18 protein-coding genes and 1 pseudogene are annotated in these 22,532 nt (G+C 37.7%); 9 read left to right on the forward strand and 10 right to left on the reverse strand.

Annotation, left to right across the window (positions count from 1 at the left end):
- Window positions 1-311: 311 nt before the first annotated feature.
- The gene (locus R3F25_11115) at window positions 312-1,334 is read left to right on the forward strand and encodes an HNH endonuclease (protein ID MEZ5497355.1); all 1,023 of its coding nucleotides are present in this window, start codon (window positions 312-314) and stop codon (window positions 1,332-1,334) included.
- Between the two features lie 281 nt (window positions 1,335-1,615).
- On the opposite strand, the gene R3F25_11120 is transcribed toward R3F25_11115, so the two are convergent.
- Entirely contained in the window at window positions 1,616-1,924 is a 309-nt protein-coding gene (locus R3F25_11120; protein ID MEZ5497356.1) for an MGMT family protein, read from the reverse strand.
- Between the two features lie 62 nt (window positions 1,925-1,986).
- A complete protein-coding gene (locus R3F25_11125) occupies window positions 1,987-3,099 on the reverse strand; it encodes an OmpA family protein (protein MEZ5497357.1) in 1,113 nt (370 codons plus the stop codon).
- A 147-nt stretch (window positions 3,100-3,246) separates the two neighbouring features.
- On the opposite strand from R3F25_11125, the gene rnt reads away from it, so the two are divergent.
- The 3 genes from rnt to R3F25_11140 all read left to right on the forward strand — a co-directional run bounded on the left by rnt (window position 3,247) and on the right by R3F25_11140 (window position 7,006).
- Window positions 3,247-3,855, forward strand: a complete 609-nt coding sequence (gene rnt / locus R3F25_11130; GenBank protein ID MEZ5497358.1) for a ribonuclease T — start codon at window positions 3,247-3,249, stop codon at window positions 3,853-3,855.
- 62 nt (window positions 3,856-3,917) lie between these two features.
- Window positions 3,918-5,381 carry a hypothetical protein gene (locus R3F25_11135; GenBank protein ID MEZ5497359.1) on the forward strand — a complete coding sequence of 488 codons (1,464 nt, stop codon included), beginning with the start codon at window positions 3,918-3,920 and terminating at the stop codon, window positions 5,379-5,381.
- Window positions 5,378-7,006 carry a VCBS repeat-containing protein gene (locus tag R3F25_11140; GenBank protein MEZ5497360.1) on the forward strand — a complete coding sequence of 543 codons (1,629 nt, stop codon included), beginning with the start codon at window positions 5,378-5,380 and terminating at the stop codon, window positions 7,004-7,006. Before R3F25_11135 ends, R3F25_11140 begins: the two co-directional genes overlap by 4 nt.
- 94 nt (window positions 7,007-7,100) lie before the next feature.
- Here R3F25_11140 and R3F25_11145 read toward each other — a convergent pair whose 3' ends face one another.
- Window positions 7,101-8,144, reverse strand: a complete 1,044-nt coding sequence (locus R3F25_11145; protein MEZ5497361.1) for a hypothetical protein — start codon at window positions 8,142-8,144, stop codon at window positions 7,101-7,103.
- Window positions 8,145-8,393: 249 nt separating this feature from the next.
- Here R3F25_11145 and acnA point away from each other — a divergent pair, with 249 nt between their 5' ends.
- Both acnA and R3F25_11155 read left to right on the forward strand, forming a co-directional pair.
- Complete coding sequence (gene acnA, locus R3F25_11150; GenBank protein ID MEZ5497362.1) at window positions 8,394-11,060, forward strand: aconitate hydratase AcnA; 2,667 nt, start codon at window positions 8,394-8,396, stop codon at window positions 11,058-11,060.
- A gap of 130 nt (window positions 11,061-11,190) precedes the next feature.
- Window positions 11,191-12,447: an SPFH domain-containing protein gene (locus R3F25_11155; GenBank protein ID MEZ5497363.1), complete on the forward strand. Its 1,257-nt coding sequence runs from the start codon at window positions 11,191-11,193 to the stop codon at window positions 12,445-12,447.
- 49 nt (window positions 12,448-12,496) lie between these two features.
- Here R3F25_11155 and R3F25_11160 read toward each other — a convergent pair whose 3' ends face one another.
- From R3F25_11160 to dut, 3 genes are read right to left on the reverse strand one after another with little or no spacing between them, the layout of a single operon-like run.
- On the reverse strand, window positions 12,497-13,300 hold the full coding sequence (locus R3F25_11160; GenBank protein ID MEZ5497364.1) for a hypothetical protein: 804 nt from the start codon (window positions 13,298-13,300) through the stop codon (window positions 12,497-12,499).
- Window positions 13,301-13,303: 3 nt separating this feature from the next.
- Complete coding sequence (locus R3F25_11165; GenBank protein MEZ5497365.1) at window positions 13,304-15,661, reverse strand: phosphomannomutase/phosphoglucomutase; 2,358 nt, start codon at window positions 15,659-15,661, stop codon at window positions 13,304-13,306.
- Between the two features lie 18 nt (window positions 15,662-15,679).
- Window positions 15,680-16,147, reverse strand: a complete 468-nt coding sequence (gene dut, locus R3F25_11170; GenBank protein ID MEZ5497366.1) for a dUTP diphosphatase — start codon at window positions 16,145-16,147, stop codon at window positions 15,680-15,682.
- A gap of 139 nt (window positions 16,148-16,286) precedes the next feature.
- Between dut and radC the strand changes: the two genes are divergently transcribed.
- Window positions 16,287-16,961: a DNA repair protein RadC gene (gene radC / locus R3F25_11175; GenBank protein ID MEZ5497367.1), complete on the forward strand. Its 675-nt coding sequence runs from the start codon at window positions 16,287-16,289 to the stop codon at window positions 16,959-16,961.
- A 97-nt stretch (window positions 16,962-17,058) separates the two neighbouring features.
- Window positions 17,059-17,592: a hypothetical protein gene (locus tag R3F25_11180; GenBank protein ID MEZ5497368.1), complete on the forward strand. Its 534-nt coding sequence runs from the start codon at window positions 17,059-17,061 to the stop codon at window positions 17,590-17,592.
- 2 nt (window positions 17,593-17,594) lie between these two features.
- On the opposite strand, the gene dxs is transcribed toward R3F25_11180, so the two are convergent.
- Window positions 17,595-19,493 carry a 1-deoxy-D-xylulose-5-phosphate synthase gene (gene dxs / locus R3F25_11185; protein MEZ5497369.1) on the reverse strand — a complete coding sequence of 633 codons (1,899 nt, stop codon included), beginning with the start codon at window positions 19,491-19,493 and terminating at the stop codon, window positions 17,595-17,597.
- A gap of 173 nt (window positions 19,494-19,666) precedes the next feature.
- Here dxs and R3F25_11190 point away from each other — a divergent pair.
- Window positions 19,667-20,022: pseudogene (locus R3F25_11190) on the forward strand (four helix bundle protein).
- Between the two features lie 30 nt (window positions 20,023-20,052).
- Here R3F25_11190 and R3F25_11195 read toward each other — a convergent pair.
- The 3 genes from R3F25_11195 to R3F25_11205 form a co-directional block, all read right to left on the reverse strand.
- Window positions 20,053-20,958 (reverse strand): polyprenyl synthetase family protein, encoded by a 906-nt coding sequence (locus tag R3F25_11195; GenBank protein ID MEZ5497370.1) that lies wholly within the window; start codon window positions 20,956-20,958, stop codon window positions 20,053-20,055.
- A 14-nt stretch (window positions 20,959-20,972) separates the two neighbouring features.
- Window positions 20,973-21,179 (reverse strand): exodeoxyribonuclease VII small subunit, encoded by a 207-nt coding sequence (locus R3F25_11200; protein MEZ5497371.1) that lies wholly within the window; start codon window positions 21,177-21,179, stop codon window positions 20,973-20,975.
- Window positions 21,180-21,241: 62 nt separating this feature from the next.
- Complete coding sequence (locus tag R3F25_11205; protein MEZ5497372.1) at window positions 21,242-22,381, reverse strand: ATP-binding protein; 1,140 nt, start codon at window positions 22,379-22,381, stop codon at window positions 21,242-21,244.
- Between the last annotated feature and the right edge of the window lie 151 nt (window positions 22,382-22,532).

The raw sequence follows: 22,532 nt of genomic DNA on the forward strand, positions 1-22,532 counted from the left end.
AAATTAAAACTCTCTTCCATTTCCCCTCTAGAGAGGGGCAGGGGTGTGTTAGTAACATCAAAATCCATGACTTCTACTCCAGCGGAACTGAATGATTAAAAAATTAGAAAATTTTCTATAGAGTTTTTTTCAATTCTAAACTAGAATAAAACTATCCCAACCACGCTTTCCAGTTTCAATTCAAAAGTCAGGTTAGGGCAAAAGAGCATATATCACTAGTCAATTGGTAATATATGTATGTTTGTAATTCTTGCTATGCACAATTGTGTGTTTTGAGGATGTAGTATCACATTAACAAAAAACTCATCACTATGAATAAAACTGTAATAATTGCGAATTTAAGTTATAACCCGACAGGTTGGAGGGAATTGTATTTAAATCCAAAGGCGAGCCATAGTTATGCGGCAGAATTTCCTGGACATGAATCCTTAAACTTCAATTTTGACAAAAAGAACGTTGATACACCAAAGGATATTTATGGATATGTTCAGTGGACGGCTGCTCCTAAGAATTTCATTGATGGTGGAATTGTTCTTTTTTACTCTAGAAATACAGATACTGGACAAGGTGAAATTGTTGGTGTTTATTGTAATGTTAAAGTTCTTACAGAAAAAAAGACAGTAAGTTGGAATGGTTTTGAAAATAACGAAACCAGATTTAACTTAATGGCAGATAAAAATCTTTCAATGTTATTCCCTATTCCTTTAGACGCTGCAAAATATAAAGAATCTCAAGGTAAGAGACTTGTTGGGCAAATTGGTTATTCCTATTACAACATAGACATTGTTGAAAGAATTATTAGAGATGAATTATATGAAATAAGCATTAGCGGTGTTCAACAGAATGAATATAAAAAGCTTAAAGACATATTTGTTTATGCAACTGGTACAGAATTTAACGAGAATTCAATTGATATTGATTTAGTTCAACAAGATGAATTAGTTGAAATATTCAAAACTGATAAAAATCAAATTATCACTGACCTTAAAAATCTTGATAATAAAGAAGATGATGCAGAAACTATAACGATAAAACAAAAAACTTATAAGAGAGATAATAAGACAATTGCACAGATAAAAATTCTGAGAGATTTCAAATGTCAGATTTGCGGTAAGAATATAAAAAAAGCAAATGGAGAGTTTTATATTGAAGCAGCGCATATAAAGCCTAAAAGAGAGAAAGGTAGAGAGACACCTGAAAATATTTTGATTTTATGTCCAAACCATCATAAAGAATTTGATTATGGGTTGAGGAAAATTCTAAATCAAAATAAGGACTTGGTTGAGTTTGAATTGAATGGACAGAAATATAAGTTAAATTTGAAAATAGAGTAATAACGCCCAACAACAATAAATTACAAAATAGGCGACGTAGTAGTAAATCAACGGTTGTAAACTACCTCATTTTTTAATGGTTTGATAATTCCCCTTAACTCTCATCGAAAAATTTTCGTAAATTTGGAAATAAGTTTGCAAGTGTTTGAACATTGCTTGCAATGTGAGTTTTTGCAAACGCCAAATTTTCGGAAATATTGAGGGAAGCCAACGGCTGAGAGTTTGGGGCACCCTTTTTTGGTTACTTTGTTGGGTGGCAACAAAGTAACAAGACAAAACTGTTACTTTGTAAAAGTAACTCCAAACCTCTGCAAATCAATCCGGTCTCCAACTCCAAATTCGATGCCTTCGGATTGAAGTAATTCCAGTTGTAGAAAGTAGGCATCACCTTGTAGTGAAATTTTTCCCTGTGAATTCACTACTCGATGCCAGGGAAGGTTATATTTTTGAGTGCATGAATGCAGAATTCGGGATACTTGTCGAGCGGCGCGATGGTTGCCGGCATAAATAGCTATTTGCTTATAACTCATCACTTTTCCCTTTGGAATCGAGCGAATGATAGAAATAACTTCTTGAGTGAAAGGGTTCATAATTAGCAAATGAAAAAGCCTGCATGGTGCAGGCTTTCTCGTAGATACAAAGTCAGAATCAATTATTTAACATTGAGTTCTGTTCTTCTGTTTCTGGCTTTACCTTCTTCTGTATCGTTTGTTGCGATTGGTTGCAATTCACCATAACCTTTCCAAGTCATGCGGTCTGCACTAACACCATGATTAACAAGGTAGTCAAACACAACTTTTGCACGTCTTTCTGACAAGTCTTGGTTGTAGGCTTCGCTTGCAGTTGAGTCAGTATGACCGGCAACTTCAACCATGATTGTACCGTGCTCGCCTAATGTTTTCACAGCAGCGTTTAAGATAGCAACTGATTCCGGTTTCAAAGTGGCTTTGTCAGTATCGAAATGAACACCTTGTAACTCAATAACTACTTGAACTTCACAACCATCTTTACCTACGACAGCACCCGGTTTTGAGTTTGGACATGCATCCATTGAGTTTGCAACGCCGTCATTATCGTCATCGCCATCAACTTTTCCACAACCGTTTGCGTCAACTTCAGTTCCTGCAGGAGTATTTGGACATTTGTCATTTGCATCACTAACGCCATCACCATCGCTGTCAACCTGAGGTTGTTGCTCAACTAATTGGGTTTTTGTTGAAGGAGCGTTTGACTCTCCCATTAAATAGGTGATACCCGCTCCTAAAACGATATCGCCGTAGCTGTCTTCACCGGTAATGTTCTTATCTGATTTTTCATATCTGTATTTCGCTTCAGTTCTGAGCTTGAAATTGTCAGACAATGCTTTGTTAATACCAAGTGCAACGCTGCCAATTCCATTACGATCTTTATCGTAACCAGTCATTTTGCTAGTCATCCAGCCCAGTCCCAAACCAACGTAAGGTCTGAAACCTGAGTTTTCATTAAAATGGTATCTACCCATGAAACCAAAAGTATTTTGCTCAAGTTCATCTTCATTAGACAAGTCTAAAGTTGTTCTGTCTAATTCAAAATCCAGTGAGATTTTATCTGTTAAAAATTTACCAAGACCAATGCCGGCTGCCAATGCTGAACTGGCGTTTTTGTCGCTATCTGGGATTACATAGTTAACACCAGGCGTGACATACCAACGATCATCAAAATTGTTTTCTGCAAAAGAAGCATTTGCCAATAATGCTAATCCTGCTCCAAAAAATGCTCTTTTCATTTCTTACTCCAAAAATTTAATTATAGAAACGTGCGAATTGTATCATATTATTCTTATAAATTTGCAACATTTAATAATTCCTTACATTTGCTTTAGGGATTTCATTTCATTCCTGTTTTTTGATTAAAAATCGGCTAAAATTGCGTCATGAAATCAATTAAAAACAGATTTAGAGGTTTTCTTCCGGTCGTTGTCGATGTCGAAACCGGGGGATTTGATCCTAAAGTTCACGCATTACTAGAAATAGCGGCTGTCATCATTAAACAAGACGATGAGGGGCGGTTGTATTATGATGAGGTTAATACGGCCTATGTTACTCCTTTTGAGGGTTCAAAAATTGATCCGAAATCATTAGAAGTCACAGGTATTGATTTGGATCATCCATTAAGACTTTCGCAAAATGAAACTTCGGCATTGGGTAAAATATTTACCCCGATTAGGAAAGAGATTAAAGAAACTGAATGTAACCGGGCTATTTTAGTTGGTCACAATGCCCATTTTGATCTGAGTTTTGTCAATGCGGCAGTTGAGCGAACAGGAATTAAGAGAAATCCTTTCCATCCGTTTAGTTGTTTGGATACTGTAACATTATCCGCGTTAGCCTATGGTCAAACTGTTTTAGCTCGAGCAATTAAGGCGGCTAAAATTGAATGGGATGAGCAACGAGCTCACTCAGCGATGTACGATACTGAAAAAACCGCGGAACTGTTTTGTAAGATTCATAATTTGTGGCTGGAAAAAAATACAAATCTATGAAGCATAAACTGACCTTAACTCTGATAGTATTTTTATGCCTTATTTCCTGCAAACAAACACAAATGAGTTCTGAGCTTTCTGATAAGCTCAAACAGGTAAAAACTTCTTCTTGGGACTCTCATTCAAGAAAAATTTATCAAAAATTGACTGACTCTCTTGGAAAAAGCAAGAAAGAAGATTTAAAACAAATATCCTATATACTGTTGACCCATTTTGAGCAGCAAAAAGCCAAAGAAATTCTCATTCATTTGCTCAAAACTGATGCTGATGTCGATATTCACTATCACCTTGCAAAAATTGAGTTTGAAGAGGGAAATTATTCAGCAGCTCATAAACTGATACTGGATGGAGTGGCAACAGCCAGTAATACAGATAAAGTGCAATTTTATTTACTGAGGGCTCAAATATTTATTGAGCAGGGAAATATTGAAGGAGCAAACAATACTCTCAATGCTATAGATAAACTCTCTCCCAATAATGCTGCTGCCACTTATTACAAAGGTCAGACAAGTTTAATTAGCGGAGATTGCGAATCTTCTATCGAAAATTTCAAGTATGTTTTGAAAATAATGCCTGAATTGACTCAAGTCAATACGCCACTAGCTTCTGCTTACAGAATGTGTGATCGTAAAGAAATGGCAGAGAAGCTGACAGAAAGCCATTCACAAGAAAACTTCGAATTTCAAAATCGCTTTTCTAAAACCAAGTTGGAATTAGGAAATCCGCTATCTCATTTGAAGAATCAATTTAAATTGTTTAATGCTAGAAATGATAATGATTCTGCGATTCAAGTGATGAAAAAGGTTGTTTTACTAGAACCTGAACTATCCGATAACTATCTCAATCTGGGAAGTATGTATTATCGTAAAAGTGATTTCGATAATGCTCAGGCTCAATTCCTCAAAGCTCATGAGCTAGATAAGCAAAACATTAAGCCATTGATAAACTTAGGAAATATACAATTACAGCTAAAAAGTTACTTAAAAGCTAGAGAGTACTTCTCAATGGCATATCAAATCAATCCAAATCATTCTAAAATCCTTAGGAATTATGCAAGTGTTGAGTATTATTTAAATGATTATGAGCACTATTTTCAGCTGATGTCTGAGTTGATTCGAAGAGAGCCACAAGATTTTGCCATAAAGTCGAGTTTAGTCAAAGTGTTACTGACTCAGACACAATACACAGGCTTATCTGAATTGTTGGATGAATGGATATTATCAGCCGATAAAAAAGATTATGTTTTCTATGCAAAAATAATTTTAAATAACCCTGAAGTTCATATCACCAATTATCAGAAACTAGCCGATGTTTTATTAGCTACCGAATCTAGTGACATACAAAATGTCGGATTAGCATTACTTGTAAAAGCTAAGTTTTCTCCGCAGATTAAATCAGATGAAATTATCGATAAATTTGTTGCTGCTATTGACTCGGAGAAATCATCCGAAATGGTTAATAGTTTTATTAAACTTTTAAATAATTTAAAAAATAATCAGAAACTCGACTTTAACTTACTTCAATGAAATTAAAGCATAATATTCTTTATCTCAGTATTTTGCTGGCATCATGTTCTCAGAACAATCCAGGTACTGATCAGAATAATCAAACTAATACACAAGCCAAGAATCAATCCTTGTTACAACAAATAAATAATAGAGATATTGGAATCAACTTTAAACATGATTCAGGATTTTCAGATGAGTATTCAATCTATGAACCGTTAGGTTCGGGGTTAGCCGTTATCGATTATGATAATGACGGTGATATGGACATCTTTTTTGCTCAGTATGGAAGAAAATCGAACGAGTCGAAGTTGTACTCTAACAATGGATTTAAATTTGTTGATGTAACCCAGAGCTTAGGTCTTTCAGGTATTACTGACTTGGTATTTGCCTCAGTTGCTGATTTCAATAATGATGGCTGGCAGGATTTGTTGGTTGGTGGTGAAGATATCTTACAGCTTTGGGAAAATAATAAGGGGCAAGGTTTTAAACTGAGTGATAAAATAAAGTCACCAGCAGGAAAACAGTTTTTTACAGGTGCAACCTGGTTTGATTATGACAAGGATGGTTATCTGGATGTATGGGTTATCAATTACGTCGATGATAGGAATGGGCAAAAGTGTTTGTTATCAAATGGCATGCAAGACTATTGCTCACCAAAGGCATATAAGTTTCTTAAAGACTTATTCTATAAAAACAATCATGGACAAATTTTCTCATCTATAAGTTTAGAAACAATGAATATTCTAAATATGCCGGCATTAGGAGTTGTAGCTGCAGATTTTGATAATAATGGCTCACAAGATATATATATCGCAAACGATGGGCAAACGAATCAACTTTATTTGTACAGTGATGGTAAGTTTAAAGAAGTTGGAATGTCCAGAGGAGTGGCTGTCAACTTAATGGGAGAAAGTGAGGCGAGCATGGGGATTGCAATCGGTGACTTAAATAATGACTCTTTTCCAGATATTTATATCACTCACTTTACAGGGGAGACAAACACACTATATCTTAATGAGAAGGGGTATTTTTTTGATAAAACTGCGAACTTTCAGTTAACAAAGCACGTTCGGAGTCTGACAGGGTTTGGAACAGTCTTCGCTGATTTAAATAGTGATAATATTTTGGACATTATAACTACTAATGGTTCAATACTTGTAGACGCAGATAGCACAAACGATAATCGTTTATCTGGCGAGCCTGTTCAAATTTGGTTGCAAGGAAAGAATGAATTTATCTACCAGCAATGGGCAACACAACTCAATAACAATGTTGGAAGAGGATTAGTTTCAGCGGATATAGATAATGATGGGGATGTTGACATATTGATTAATAACAATAATGGTGAGCCAACGATTCTTAAGAATAGTTCGAATCCTGATTCTTGGATAGGAATCGAACTGATTTGTAATAATCGATTCGATTATGGTGCTAAACTAATTTATAACAAAAGCAATAATGAAGTCATATACAAATCAATTCATACCGATGGAAGCTATGCTTCATCTATCGACCCTAGGGTACAATTTTATAACCCTAAAGATAACGATGTTGTTGAAGTGCAATGGTTATCAGGACAAAAGAGTTCTATAAATATTTCTGAATTAAATAAGAATCAATATAACGACATTCGTTGTGATTGACCTGTTTAAGGTAAGACAAGGTAAAGTTTTAAAACCCTATAAAAAAAGCCTGTTGCAAAAGCAACAGGCTTTTTTTGTTACTTAAAAACTTAATTTAAATAAACTTTTTTCTATATACAACTACAGCAGCTGATAATGTTGCCAATAGTAATAACATCAAGCCATAGAAATTAGTTGATGGAATCACAGGAGGAACATAAGCACCGGCAACTGTCACAGGCCATGAGAATGAGCCTGTTGTGTTATCATTTTCGAAAGTACAAGTTAAAGTGCTTGAAAAGCTACCATTGTCAGGAGGTGTATTGGCAGCCAATGAGACAACAGTTGATCCTCCAGGTGCAACAGGACCGGCCGGATTGCCAGAAGTCACAGAAAACTCAGCCGCATCGCCACCGGCAAATGAACAACTAATATTTGCCAAATCTGTATCAGCTCCAGCATCATTACCAATTGTTAGGTTATAAGCTGCACCCATTCCAAAATTTAAAGTAGATCCATCTGATGGTGTCGATGTTGCAATAGCACCAATGGCAATTGTGAAGTTTAAATTTGCACTGCATAAATTTCCCGAGTCACCTAAGCCACCATCACCAACGCAAACCTGCCAGTTACCAGCAGCTTGAAGACCAACAAAGTCTGCAAAGCTCGTGCCAGGACCTGTATCAGGTGCAGGTGCATATTCGCATAAACCGTCATCCCCACACACAAACTGTGTGCCAATAATAGTGCTACCCATAAGTTCTGCAGAAGTTGCACCACCATCACGGAAAGTTAATGTATCAGCAAGTTGGAGATCTGAAGAGTCACCACAACAATCAGAACCATCATCAGCTGGCTCTGCAAATCCGGGTCTGCTCATTAGAGTTAATGTTGTGTTGTCAGGAGCAACTACTTTATAGGTTAAATCTCCAATCCAAGTATGCTCCATGGTAATCTCAGCATTTAAATCGGTAATAACTCCACCAGGTCCTGCTATTGTAATGCAAGCCATTGATGCTATACTACCATCATATCCATCATCCGGAATGATAGTACAACCACCACGAGGTAATAAATCAATAGACTCACCACCAGTCTTCGTCTCTTGAGCAAAAGCCCCGACACTTAAAAATAAAATAAATAAAACAAATATACGCACAAAAAATTCCTCCCATAAAGGTAATTGATTAATTCTCAACTTAATTATATACAGTTTCGTTTGCAAATTTGAAGTATTTCAAAGAAAAATAACAAAGTTTTAATAAATAGAACAATCCTCGGCCCAATATATCTTCAATATAATACTTTTGGCTAATGACTTTAAGATCGAAAAATAGGATAATACGCACGATTTTTTCGACGGAGTGATAATCAGCCGTCCAAACACAACAATCAAAGGGGTTATTTCATGAGCAATTCATTCAATACTGCCACTACAGTTTCAAGTAATGGCAAAAACTATCAAATCCACAGCCTGGTCGAATTAGGCAAAAAGCACAATATCAATCGTTTACCTTACAGTCTGAAAATTTTACTTGAGAATTTATTAAGGCATGAAAATGGTGTCGATGTCACCAAAGAAGACATTGAGGCACTATGTAACTGGGATGCAAAAGCACAGCCTTCGACAGAAATCGCTTTCACGCCATCAAGAGTGGTTTTACAGGATTTTACAGGTGTTCCGGCAGTTGTTGATTTGGCAGCGATGCGCGATGCGATGAAGAATTTGGGTGGTGATGTTCAAAAAATTAATCCTCTATCGCCGGCTGAGTTAGTTATTGATCACTCGGTACAAGTGGATAAGTACGGAAACCAATCGGCACAATCTGCCAATGAAGATATTGAATATCAAAGAAACATGGAGCGCTATGCGTTTTTGAAATGGGGTCAAAAAGCCTTTGATACTTTCAAGGTTGTTCCTCCCGGCAATGGAATTGTGCATCAGGTGAATTTGGAAAAACTTGCTCGTGTCACATTTGGAGTTGAAAAAGACGGTGTTTTACAAGCCTATCCGGATACAGTTGTGGGAACTGATTCTCACACAACTATGATTAACGGAATTGGAGTTCTGGGCTGGGGAGTTGGAGGAATTGAAGCCGAAGCAGCGATGTTGGGTCAGGCTATTTCTATGTTGATTCCTCAAGTTGTCGGATTCAAACTGACCGGAAAATTACCAGAAGGTACAACAGCAACGGATTTGGTTCTGACAATAGTGGAAATGCTGAGAAAACACGGAGTGGTTGGGAAGTTCGTAGAGTTTTACGGTGATGGTTTGCAAAACTTACCTTTGGCAGATCGGGCAACCATTGCTAATATGGCTCCGGAATATGGTGCAACGTGCGGAATTTTCCCGGTAGATGCGGAAGCAGTTAAATACCTGAGACTATCAGGGAGATCTGATGAAGAAGTTGAATTAGTCGAAGCTTATGCAAAGGCTCAAGGAATGTGGCATACAGCGGACTCTGTTGATGCAGAATACTCATCCACTTTGGAATTGGATATGAGTACGGTTGTACCGAGTATTTCCGGACCAAAACGCCCTCAGGATCGAATTGCTCTTTCAGAGTCCAAAGCGAAATTCCAAACCCTTTTTGCCGATATGGAAAAGGGCAGAGAGAAAAAATCGGTAGCAGTGACGACAGAACATGGTAGTTTTGATCTTAAAGATGGTGATATTACAGTTGCTGCAATTACTTCTTGTACCAATACATCCAATCCGGCAGTCATGATTGGAGCCGGTTTGTTAGCGAAAAATGCTGCTGAAAAAGGTTTGAAAGTAAAACCTTGGGTTAAAACATCATTAGCACCGGGCTCACGTGTGGTGACACAATATTTGGAAAGTGCAGGAGTTCTGGACGATTTGGAAAAATTGAATTTCTTCGTCGTTGGTTACGGTTGTACAACATGTATCGGAAACTCAGGTCCTTTAGATCCGGCAATTTCTAAAGCCATACAAGATAATGGTCTGGTGGCTACATCGGTTTTATCAGGTAATCGTAATTTTGAAGGTCGTATTCATGCCGATATTAAAATGAATTTCCTTGCATCTCCTCCTTTGGTTGTCGCTTATGCGTTGGCAGGAACGGTTGATTTTGATTTGTATAATGATTCACTTGGAAATGACAAAGATGGCAATCCTGTTTATCTGAAAGACATCTGGCCAAGCACTCATGATGTGGCGCAAGCGATTGCTGAGAACATCAATGCTGATATGTTCAACAAGGGTTATGCCGGCGTGTTTGAGGGTGATGATAACTGGAAAGCAGTTAAAACCTCAGAGTCAGAAATCTTCGAATGGCAAGATGATTCCACATACATTAAAAACCCTCCATACTTTGATGGTATGACACTGCAAGCAGGTAGCATTGAAGATATTTCCGGTGCAAGATGTTTAGCAAAATTGGGTGATAGTGTGACAACAGACCATATTTCTCCGGCAGGAGCGATAGCGGTTGACTCACCGGCCGGTAAATACCTTAATGAGAAAGGTGTAGAACGCAAAGATTTTAACTCTTATGGTTCTCGTCGTGGTAATCACGAAGTGATGATGCGTGGTACATTTGCCAACATCAGACTTCGCAATCAATTGGCTCCAGGTACTGAAGGTGGATGGACACGTCATCAGCCAACTGATAAAGAAATGTCGATTTACGATGCTTCCCGTATTTATGCTGAAGAGGGAACTCCTTTGGTTGTTGTTGCCGGTAAAGAATACGGAACAGGTTCGTCAAGAGATTGGGCGGCGAAAGGAACAAACTTACTTGGTGTTAAAGCAGTTATTGTTGAAAGTTTTGAAAGAATTCATCGCTCCAACCTTGTTGGAATGGGCGTTTTACCATTGCAATTTAAAGATGGTGAAAGTGCCGACTCATTAGGTTTAACCGGTCATGAAACATATTCAATCACAGGTTTGGAAAACGGAGCTTCTAAAGTCGCTCAGGTTACTGCAAAAACCAATGACGGCAAAAAGACACATTTTGAAGTGATAGTCAGAATTGATACTCCAAAAGAAGTTGAATACATGCAACACGGCGGTATTCTGCAATATGTGCTAAGACAATTAGCTCAGTCATAAAATTTCACATTGTGAATTTAAAAAAGGCAGCTCATTGAGTTGCCTTTTTTGTTTTATATTCCAAAAATACCATTTACTAAAACTTTATACTGGTTAGAATAGTAGCTCAGAATTAAACAGGGGAAATAAAATGGGAAGCAGTAAAATCAAGGTTTTTGTTGTTTTAGCAGTTATCTTTGGAGCTATAGCTATGCTTTTTATGGCATTTGGAATCAACAATGCCGGACACCGAACGGTTGTCCAATATCCAACAGGTAAACTTTATGTGAAATTCTCACCGGGTATTTATCCAATCTGGTTCGGAACGACAGAGGTTTATAATGATGTTATAACGTTTGATTATGACAAAACCATCGCAGAAGCTGATTCATCCATTGACCAGCAAGGTATTTCGGTTCGTTATCAGGACGGTGGTACAGGAACAGTCTATGGAAAAGCACGGTTCACCTTACCATCGGATGAAGAAACCATGTTGCACTTGCACAAGGATTTTCGTTCTAACCGAGGTGTTGCTCAAAAACTCATAAAATCAATCACAGAAGAAGGTATGAATCTGACGGCTGGTTTAATGAGCTCAGAAGAGGCTTATGCTGAAAAAAGAAGTATTTTCACCCAATGGGCGAATCAACAGATTTCCAAAGGTAAGTTTCAAACTAAACTGGAAAAAATCACCACGGTTGATGAAGGTACCGGAAAAACTGTGACTAAGAATATTCCGGTTATTAGTTATGGTGAAAACGGACTACCGATACATGTTGCCAGTGACATGGAAAAGTACGAAATCAGCGTTACCGGTTTTCAAATCACCGATTGGGACTTTGAGCCAAAAACATTGCAACAAATTGCCACCAAAAGGGAAGCAACCATGGCAATTATCACAGCTAAGGCGAATGCCGAAAGAGCGAAACAAGATGCTATTACTTCAGAAGAACAAGGTAAAGCTAATGTGATGACTGCTAAATATGAAAAAGAAGTGGTAAAAGCTCAGGCGATTGTTGATGCACAAAGAGAAAAAGAAATCGCTGTGATTGCCGCCGAACGACAAGTTGAAGTCGCCAGACAATTAAAACTGGAAGCTGAACAGAAAAAACTGGCAGCCGCTGAATACAAGCAAGAACAAATTCTTCGTGGTGAAGGTGATGCCGAATATAAGAAATTGGTAATGGAAGCCGATGGAGCCCTCCAACAAAAACTCGAAACCTATCAAAGAGTCATGGGCTATTTTGCCAAAGCTGTAGAAAGCCAGAAGTGGGTTCCTGAAATTCAAATGAGTAGCAATGGCTCCGAAGGTGGTGGTGATGCCGCCATGGCACTGATTGAAATGCTCAGCGTAAAAACAGCAAAAGACTTAGCATTGGATTTATCGGTTAATAACAACAAGAAATAAGCACTCAGATAATCATTAATAATAAAGGCAGCTCATTGAGTTGCCTTTATTATTTATAAACACTTTTAAAAAAGTTAAAAAATGGAGTAACAATGTAAGGACTCATCGATGCATCAACGATAAAAATCTCATTGGGAACAAGTTTTTTGTCAACAGTTGAAATACATTGTTTTAGCGAATCTAAAACTGTGTAATTTTCGGAGAGCTGTATATCATCTATATATAGAATCAAGACAGTTATATCATTTAAATTAGTTTTTGATTTTGATAATTTTGGAAGTTTATTATTTAATGCCTGAGTTAATCTTTTTACTCTTTCTTCCTTCATATCAGAAGGAGTGGAGAACATTACTGAGAAGTTGTTACTTGATGGAGGTACATTCCTGTATAAATGCAATGAATATTTAAACGGTATGTCTTTTTTGGAGCCGACTATTGATATTGGAATTTTATCACCATTTTGGCATTTTTTGACTATAAGTTTTGCACTTTCAATTATCCAGTTCTTTAACTGAGCTTTTATTTGTTCTTGTTTAGATTTTTTTACATAAGTATCTGCATCAATATTGATTAACAAATTTAGTTTAGGGCTTGATGGCAATATTTCTTTAAGCTCTTTCTCTAGCCCATCCCATAAAAATTTTAATTTATGAGATTGAGCTATTTGATTTGAAAAACTTTCAACCTGTGTTATTTCTACCCAAACATTTTGATTCTTATATTTAGCATGAATATCTACTGCTTTATTAGTTCTATCAACCTCATCAGGAAAGGCTAATATTTCTATAGGGACACCTATTTGTCGAAAGGTTTCTATGAAAATTTTTTCCTCAGTTGTTTTTATATTTCTCACTTATCAAAAAGGCAACTTCAAAGAATTATCCACTTTCAATATTTGCTCTCTGAATTCTTCTTTGATACGGTTCAAAGCCTCTTCATTATCGGCATCGAAGCGTAGGACCAAACACGGTGTGGTGTTGGAACATCTGACCAAACCCCAACCATCGGCAAAATCGGCACGAATTCCGTCAATTGTAGTGAGATGGGCATCCGGAAAGCTGGCAGATTTCTGGAACTTTTCCATAAAGGCATAGTTTTCGCCTTCTTGGGTATGACATTTGAGTTCCGGAGTGCTGACACTATTTGGTAACTCATCAAAAACGTCCTGAGCCGGACGACCTTCCTGATCGAGGATTTCAAGCAGCCTAGCAGCAGCATAAATACCGTCATCGAAACCATACCAGCGTTCATTGAAGAAGAAATGCCCGCTCATTTCACCGGCTAATGCGGCATTGGTTTCTTTGATTTTTGCTTTGATAAAGGAGTGCCCGGTTTTCCAAATAATTGGTAAACCACCATTTTTAACAATTTCTTTGGGCAAATGTCCGGTGCATTTCACATCGAAGATGATGCTTGCACCCGGCTGACGAATAAGTACATCTTTGGCGAAAAGCATGAGCAATCGATCCGGATAAATAATTTCACCGGATTTTGTCACCACACCCAGTCGATCGGCATCACCGTCAAATGCAATCCCGATGTCAGCATCGGTGGATTTGACCGCTGTAATCAAATCTTGTAAGTTTTCTGGGACGCTTGGATCAGGATGGTGATTCGGGAAGCTACCATCAATTTCGCAATGTAATGGAATGACTTCGCAACCAATTTCTTCAAGAACTTGCGGGCCAACCTCACCGCCAATTCCGTTTCCACAATCAACGACCACTTTCAATTCATCATCAAGCTGAATGTCAGAAGAGATGTAATCAACATAATCATCAGCAATATCCATCTTTTGTTCACTGGCATCACCAGTCGCTAAATCATTATTAATAATTGAATAATACAAATCCATAATCAACTCACCGGATAAAGTTTCACCGTTGAGCATTATTTTCAAACCGTTATAATTTGGCGGATTGTGACTTCCTGTCAGCATCACACCGGAACCCACTTCCAAATGATGAGTGGCAAAGTAAAGGACACCTGTTGGTACAGCTCCAATATTGATTACATTACAACCACTTTTTAACAAACCTTCAACCAGGGCTTCTAGTAATTTTTTACCGGATAAACGACCATCACGAGCAACAACAATGCTGTTTTTTCCACGATTCAGGTTCTCAGTTCCGATAGCCTGACCGATGAGTCTGACAGCATCTGTCGTTAAAACTTCATCAACGATGCCTCGGATGTCATAAGCTCTGAATATACTTTTATCAATTTGATTGGTTTCTTTCATATCTGGTATTGCAGGGATATTTTCCGGTTTATTAATAGATTTTGTAGAATCCGAATTGTTTTCGCCACTGCCTGAATCTGTAATTTCGTTTCTGGCCTTAGGAATATAGACGGGTTGTGGTTGAGATTGTTTCTGTTTCAATTCTTTCAGCTTCTTCAGAATATTCAGAACGACTGCGACAAGGAGCAAAATTGACGACAACATGCCAATAATAGCTGACATCATTGTCATTCCTTTGAGTAAATAACTTGGTTCAGGAAATGAACTGTCAATGCTGAAATAGCTATTCTCAACCTTGTATGAATTTGAGACTTGATTCTCCGCATTGGAAAGATTTCCCCATGATTTCAACCTGACAGTGACGAATTGACTGGATGTTTGCTTGAGGACAATATAACCATTCGTAACATTGAGTTGAGGGAGACTTCTTAAAATCTCATCGACAGGAAGACTGATTATCAGGTAACGGTCTGATTGATTGTCCAAAATGTGAATAAAATTCAAATATTGGTCTTTTTGTCCATAAAGATGAATTTCCGCAACCGGATTTTTATTGTCCTTTTTGGCAATTTTCAACATATCCAATGTTGCATAATTAATACCCGGAAATGCTTCAGGGGTAATATCGACAAGATTTTGATTGTTAATCAGAACTCGTAAAGCATTTGGGAGCTTTTCTTTAATCGACTGAATGATTAAATCATCATTTTCTTCGGATTGCTCAGCAAGTACTGATGAAATTGTATTATTAACTTTTTGTGTCGTCGCTTGATAATTGGTTTTGACTTGAGATGCAATGGCACTGGAGTGATCGCTCATTTGTTTTTTTAATGAGGACTCTTCATTAATATCTAAAACGGTTTTACCAAATACAATGATTGCAATTATCGAAACAACAAGCAATAAACCCCAGATAAGTGTGATATTTAAATCGAGTGGTAGTTTCTTGAATGATGTTTTCTTGCTGATCATTTTTATTATTCTTTCTATTTATGCAACACCTGAGTGACCAAATCCACCTTCGCCTCTTTCGGAATCATTAAATTCTTCAACTACCTCAAACTGAGCTTGTATAATTGGTACAAAAACCATTTGAGCAATTCGGTCTCCGCGATTGATTGTATAATCTTTATCGGAACGATTCCAGCAGGAGACAAACAATTGTCCTTGATAGTCTGAGTCGATTAAGCCGACCAGATTGCCTAAAACCAATCCATGCTTATGACCCAAGCCGGAACGTGGCAATATTGTGGCTGCCATATTATTATCTTTGATATGGATTGCTAGTCCTGTAGGAATCAATACAGTTTCTCTTGATGCGACCTTTAGAGGTTCTTCTATACAAGCGCGCAAATCCAATCCCGCAGAGCCATCTGTTGCATATTGAGGGAGACCGAATTCTTTATTGAAGTCCTTATTTAATACTTTGAGTTCAATTTTCTTCACTAAAACACTCATAAAAAAACATTCAGAATTTTAACTTATCCTCATAACATTAACCACATCTGATAGGAAAATTCTTACAAGACTTTAGGAAAACAGCCAATGACATAACATGATTGTTATTAATAGAATACGCGTTTTTGGAAGAGATTCAATGAGTATTCGTAACTGGCCGGAAACAGAAAGACCTCGTGAAAGATTGATTAAATACGGAGCTTCGCATTTGAGCAATGCGGAATTACTGGCGATTTTTTTAAGAACAGGAATTGAAGGGAAAACAGCATTGGATTTAGCTCGAGATTTATTATCAGAATTTGGTGATATTGGTCGAATTATTGAGGCTGATTTTGAGTCATTTGCAAAAATTAAAGGTCTGGGAATTGCCAAATATTGTCAATTAAAAGCCACATTAGAGATAATGAAACGACATTTCCAATGCAAAGTTGAAGAGAGTGCGTCGTTCACTAATCCTGAGCTCGTTGAAACCTATCTCCTTAGTCAGTTTCCACAAACAGAAAATGAAGTTTTTGCTTGTATATTGCTGGATAATAAGCACCGGCTTATCGAGTTTGAAGTTTTATTTAAAGGCACAATTAATCAAACTCAGGTTTATCCTCGAGTGGTGGCTCAAATTTGCTTAAAGAAAAATGCAGCAGCAATAATTTTTGCACACAATCACCCTTCCGGAGATTTAACACCAAGTGATTCTGACCAACAAATCACAGAAAAACTGAAAGAGTCATTGAAATTAATTGATGTCAGAGTTTTGGATCATTTTATCATTGGGAAAAACCAAACTCTTTCAATGGCTCAGCAAGGTTTTATGTAATATATTGTAAAATTTGTGATTGTTGTTCTGTATTTTGTAACTGGAGTGTATTAAACTGCGTTCAAGAGTAGCTATCGAAACAACTTCAAAATCTTGAATGAATTACGAAGAAAAAGCGGCATTTCTTGTTGAAAAAGGCAAGTATAAACGCGCTGTAAAACTAATGACAAAATGTATAAAGAATGATCCTGACGATCATCGTCTTTATCGCATTCGTTTTGAGTACGGGCAATTCATTCCTTTCGATAAACTCTATCACGAAGCTGCTGAAGATTTTTTTAATGACCTGCTTTCCAGGCAAGCATCCGGGAATGTAATCCACGATCATTATTCAGTTTATATGAGTACAACTCAGGGTCGGATTGCCTTGAGTGATGAATTACTGGTGAATTTAGCCGGAATTTTTGCCGGTTATGGATTTATTAATGATGCCGTTTATCTGATAAATCGTATGATTCGCAAAAACGCTAAACCGGAAGGGTTAGTTGATGCCATTATCTCATTGGTCAACTATTACATTGATAACCAACAAAAGCAAAAATCAACTCAGTATGTTCAATATCTGGTTGATTTTCATCCGGCACATCCAATGACACGGTACATTATTCGAGTCTATAAACAAGCTCGATAAAACTACTTTTTAAACTCTACAATTTTCGATTCAGAAAATGTGTTTTTCTTAAAGTTGCTGAATGATTTGACTTGTCGCAGAATTCCCTGGGCATCAATTCCGGCTTCTTGTAAAAGATCATCTCTGCTACCATGATCCTGATAGAAATCAGGTAAGCCGAGGTTCAATACTTTTGCTTTCGACTGAATGCTGTTGAGGTATTCGTTCACGCCACTTCCGGCTCCACCTTTGATAACATTGTCTTCAACCGTCACGATTAAACTGTGTTTTGCTTGAATTTCAGTAATTAACTCTTCATCCAGTGGTTTTACAAACCGCATATTGACTACGGTTGCATCTAATGTTTCAGCAGCTACATTGGCAGCTTCCAAAGTTGTACCAAATGCCAAAATTGCAATTTTGGAACCTTTTCTGACAATAGTCCCTTTTCCAATTGGCAATTTCTCCATTTTGGGCTGAATTGCAACTCCAATTCCTGAGCCACGAGGGTAACGCACTGCTGCCGGTGTTCCCAATGTGAAACCGGTATAAAGCATTTGGCGGCATTCGTTTTCATCAGACGGTGCCATAATTGTCATGTTTGGAACACAACGTAAAAAACTCAAATCCATGTTTCCGGCATGAGTGGCACCATCAGGTCCGACCACGCCACCACGATCAATAGCAAATAAAACCCCAAGGTTTTGAATCGCTACGTCATGTATTAATTGGTCATAAGCTCTTTGCAGGAAACTGGAATAGATAGCAACCACAGGAACAACGCCTTCACAAGCCATTCCTGCGGCTAAAGTAACAGCATGTTGCTCGGCAATTCCGACATCATAATACCTTTTGGGAAATAATTTAGAGAACTCAACCAAGCCCGAGCCTTCACGCATCGCCGGAGTAATTCCGACCAGACGATTATCATCGCGTGCCATGTCACAAAGCCATTGTCCAAAAACCTGTGTGTATGATGGCAAGCTCGGCTTGTTAGCCGGTTGTACACCAATGTTACGATCAAATGGAGAAACAGCATGGTATTTGATTGGATCGCTTTCAGCGGGTTTATAGCCCTTGCCTTTTTTAGTGATGATATGCAGAAATTTGGGGCCTTTGGTTTCTTTGATGATACTCAAGGTTTTTACCAGTTGATTGACATCATGACCATCAATAGGTCCGAAATACAAAAATCCGAGTTCTTCAAATAGTGTCGATGGAATCAACATTCCTTTAGTGTGTTCTTCCCAGCGTGACATGAATTTCCACAGCCATGAATCCCTTTTCATGATGCGTTTGGATTTCTCCCTCATCTTGTTATAAAAACGTCCACTGACAATTTTTATCAACATTCTGGCAAAAGCGCCAACATTAGGAGAAATTGACATTTCATTTTCGTTCAAAACAACCAACATATCAGGCTCTAAATCACCGCCATGATTTAATGCTTCAAACGCCATCCCGGCAGTCATTGCACCATCACCGATTACTGCTACGGTTTTACGGTCAACCCCTTGTTGTTTGGATGCTAAAGCCATTCCTAAAGCTGCGCCAATCGAAGTGGACGAATGACCAACGCCAAACGTGTCATACTCACTTTCAAAGCGCTTTGGAAAAGGGGCAAGACCGTCTTTTTTCTTGATGGTTTCAATTCGATCTTTACGGCCGGTCAATATTTTGTGCGGATAAGCCTGATGTCCAACGTCCCAAACAATTCGGTCGTGAGGAGTATCAAACACATAATGCAACGCAACAGTTAATTCAACTGTTCCCAAACCGGAACCAAAATGACCACCGGAATTTGATACAGAATCAATTAAAAACTCCCTCAACTCATCAGAAAATTGCTTTAACTGTGACTCAGGAAGCTGTCTCAAGTCACTCGGAGTGTTTACTCTATCCAACAATGTGTAAGAACTCATTTTAAGAAATAATTATTACCAGACCGAATATTATAACCGAAGTCAAGTGTGGAATTAGTAATTAGTAATGAGTAATTAATAATAAATGATTAACAATTGAAACAATTTAATGCAAAATCAACTACAGAAAAGTCATTAATTCTTTCAGCCGCTAAAATAGGAAATTTTTCATCATGAGTAACAATAACATTATCCTAGAGAAAACCTACAATTTTAGCATTCGAATTGTTAAACTTTATAAATACATGGTTTCAAACCAAAAAGAGTACACTTTATCTAAACAAATACTCCGTTCAGGAACGTCCATAGGTGCTAATGTTGAAGAAGCAATCGGTGGAATTTCAAAAAAGACTTCATATCAAAACTCACAATTTCATACAAAGAAGCAAGAGAGACTCACTACTGACTCAGACTTTTAAAAGATACTGGATACATGAACACTTCTCAATATGAGCCTCTAGCAAAAGATTGTGAGGAAATATTAAGAATCTTGTACTCAATCATCCGAAGCTCAAAACAAAACCAATAATTGTTCATTATTAATTACTAATTGCATTTATCACTTCTGACGTGAAACCAGATATTCAGCTAAATACTTCAGATAACTACTGTCACCTTTTGGTAGTTTGGAGAGTTGCGAAACTGCAAATTGCGAAAATCTTACTGCTTCTTGTTTCGATGCGTCTAGTCCAATAAGAGAGGGATAAGTAGATTTGTTGTTGGACTCATCAGAACCGACGGGTTTGCCAATTTCATTTTCATCACCAATAATGTCTAATACATCGTCAATGATTTGAAAAGCCATGCCGAACCCCGAACCATATCCTCGTAAAACATCATATAACTCCAATATTTTTGATGTGTTTGAATGGGTGTATAGAAACCCAACCATTTCGACGGATGCGGATATGAGTGCGCCGGTTTTTAATTGATGAATTTGTTCCATTTGTTCACGGTTCAGGGTTTTATTTTCGGACTCCAGATCCAGAGATTGCCCGCCGGCCATTCCTGAAGCACCGCAAGATTGGCTCAACTTTCTTACCATTTGAACAATTTGCTGTGGGCTTGCATCAAGTTCTGTTAGCACCTCAAAAGCCATTGCCTGTAAGGCATCACCCGCGAGTATGGCTGTCGCTTCGTCAAACTTAACATGGCATGTCGGCTTTCCGCGCCGCAAGTCATCATCGTCCATTGCCGGCAAATCATCATGAATTAACGAATATGCGTGAATCATTTCCACACTGGCTGCGACGTAATCGGCTTTGGCAAAATCCACACCCAAAGCATCAGCAGTGGCATAGCTTAGTAATGGTCTGATTCTTTTTCCTCCGGATAAAAGTGAGTACGACAATGCTTGTAATAAACGAGTGTCTTCAGAGTAGTTTTTCTGTAAATATTCTTTCAGGAAAATATTTATCCGTTGCTGAAAGAACAATGTTTTGGCTTCAAATTGAGACTTATTCATATAAGAGTTTGAATTCAGGAATCTAAATCTTTAGTGCTTTCAAGCAGTATTTCAATCTTCTTCTCAGCATCGTCGAGAATCTTTCGGCATTCACGAGTTAACTTCACGCCTCTCTCAAATAATTCCAATGACTGCTCCAAATTTAACTCTCCGGACTCCATTTTTTCAACAATGGAATCCAACTCCTGAACTGATTTTTCAAATGATGTGGCTTTTGGCATTTAAATTAAGTTTATTAAGTTTGGTGGTATTTTATCAAAAAGTTATTAAGTTTGTTCCTGATTTAAAACTTCAGTTTCAAAAAACTAACTAAATCATAAACCCAAACATCATCTTTTATAGGATAAGGCTCATCAACCTGAGCAATAACAAATGCTCTATCAGGCTTGATATCCTTCAGGCTTTCAAAAAAACCTTTGCTTAGCGAGGGAGATTGTGAAGACTTAATTTCTATGGCAATTTTCTTATTCCCTTTTTGCAGAATCAAATCAACTTCAGCTCCTGCGGCAGAGCGATAAAAACACGCCTCATATCTGTCAAACACTTCTAATATACTGCTGATAACACATGTTTCATATGAGTTTCCCAAAGCAGGATGACCTAATAAGTCATTGTAGCTCTCTATTCCTAACAAACTATGCACCAATCCGGAGTCCCTGATATAAACCTTCGGAGATTTAATTAATCTTTTTCCTGTATTGCTGTGATAAGCCCTTAATTGTCTGATGATAAATGTGCCTTCCAGAATATCAATGTAGTTTTTTATTGTCGGCACACTGACCCCCATTGATGATGCCAGCTTGGAAGCATTCAGCAATTCACCATTCAGGTGTGCCAGCATGACCCAGAAACGCCTCAGTGTTTCTGCCGGAATATTTATTCCGAGCTGAGGGATATCCCTTTCCAGAAAAGTGCGGGTATAGTTTATTCTCCAGTCAAAACTATTGTCTTCATCAAGCTGATAACTTACCGGATAACCACCCTGAACCCATAGTTTCGTTAAATCTTTAACTTCACTGGCAGTAAAGGGGCTGATTTCAATATAGGATATTCTTCCTGCAAGGGATTCTGAGCTTTGTTTAATCAAGTCTCTTGATGCCGAACCAAGTAATAGCAATTGTCCCGGTTTATTGCTCTGGTCAAGATACGTTCTGAATACCTGAAAGATTTCAGGCTTCCTCTGTACCTCATCTATACAAATCAACTTATCACTGTTAGCTTCCAAAAATGCCAGAGGTTCCTGAAGTTTTGCAAAATCCCTGGGATCTTCCAAATCAAGATAAATAGAATCCAAATCCTGCAAAATATGTTTCGCCAAGGTTGATTTTCCCACCTGACGAGCCCCCAGCAACACAACACAAGGAAAAACTTCCAAATGATTTATTATCTTATTTTTTTTTATACGGGAAAAGTAACTATGCATATTTAAAGTTTAGCTTTAAATTTACATGGTTGTCAATAAATATCAAAGGATACAATATACAAATTAAAAAGAACCTCATCTTTTCTGACAATTGTTTCGACGCACACAAACTTGAGCGAAACTCTAACCATCTGTTGTCTTGCTCGAAACC

The sequence above is a fragment of the Gammaproteobacteria bacterium genome, assembly GCA_041395445.1.
Lineage (GTDB): Bacteria > Pseudomonadota > Gammaproteobacteria > Xanthomonadales > Marinicellaceae > NORP309.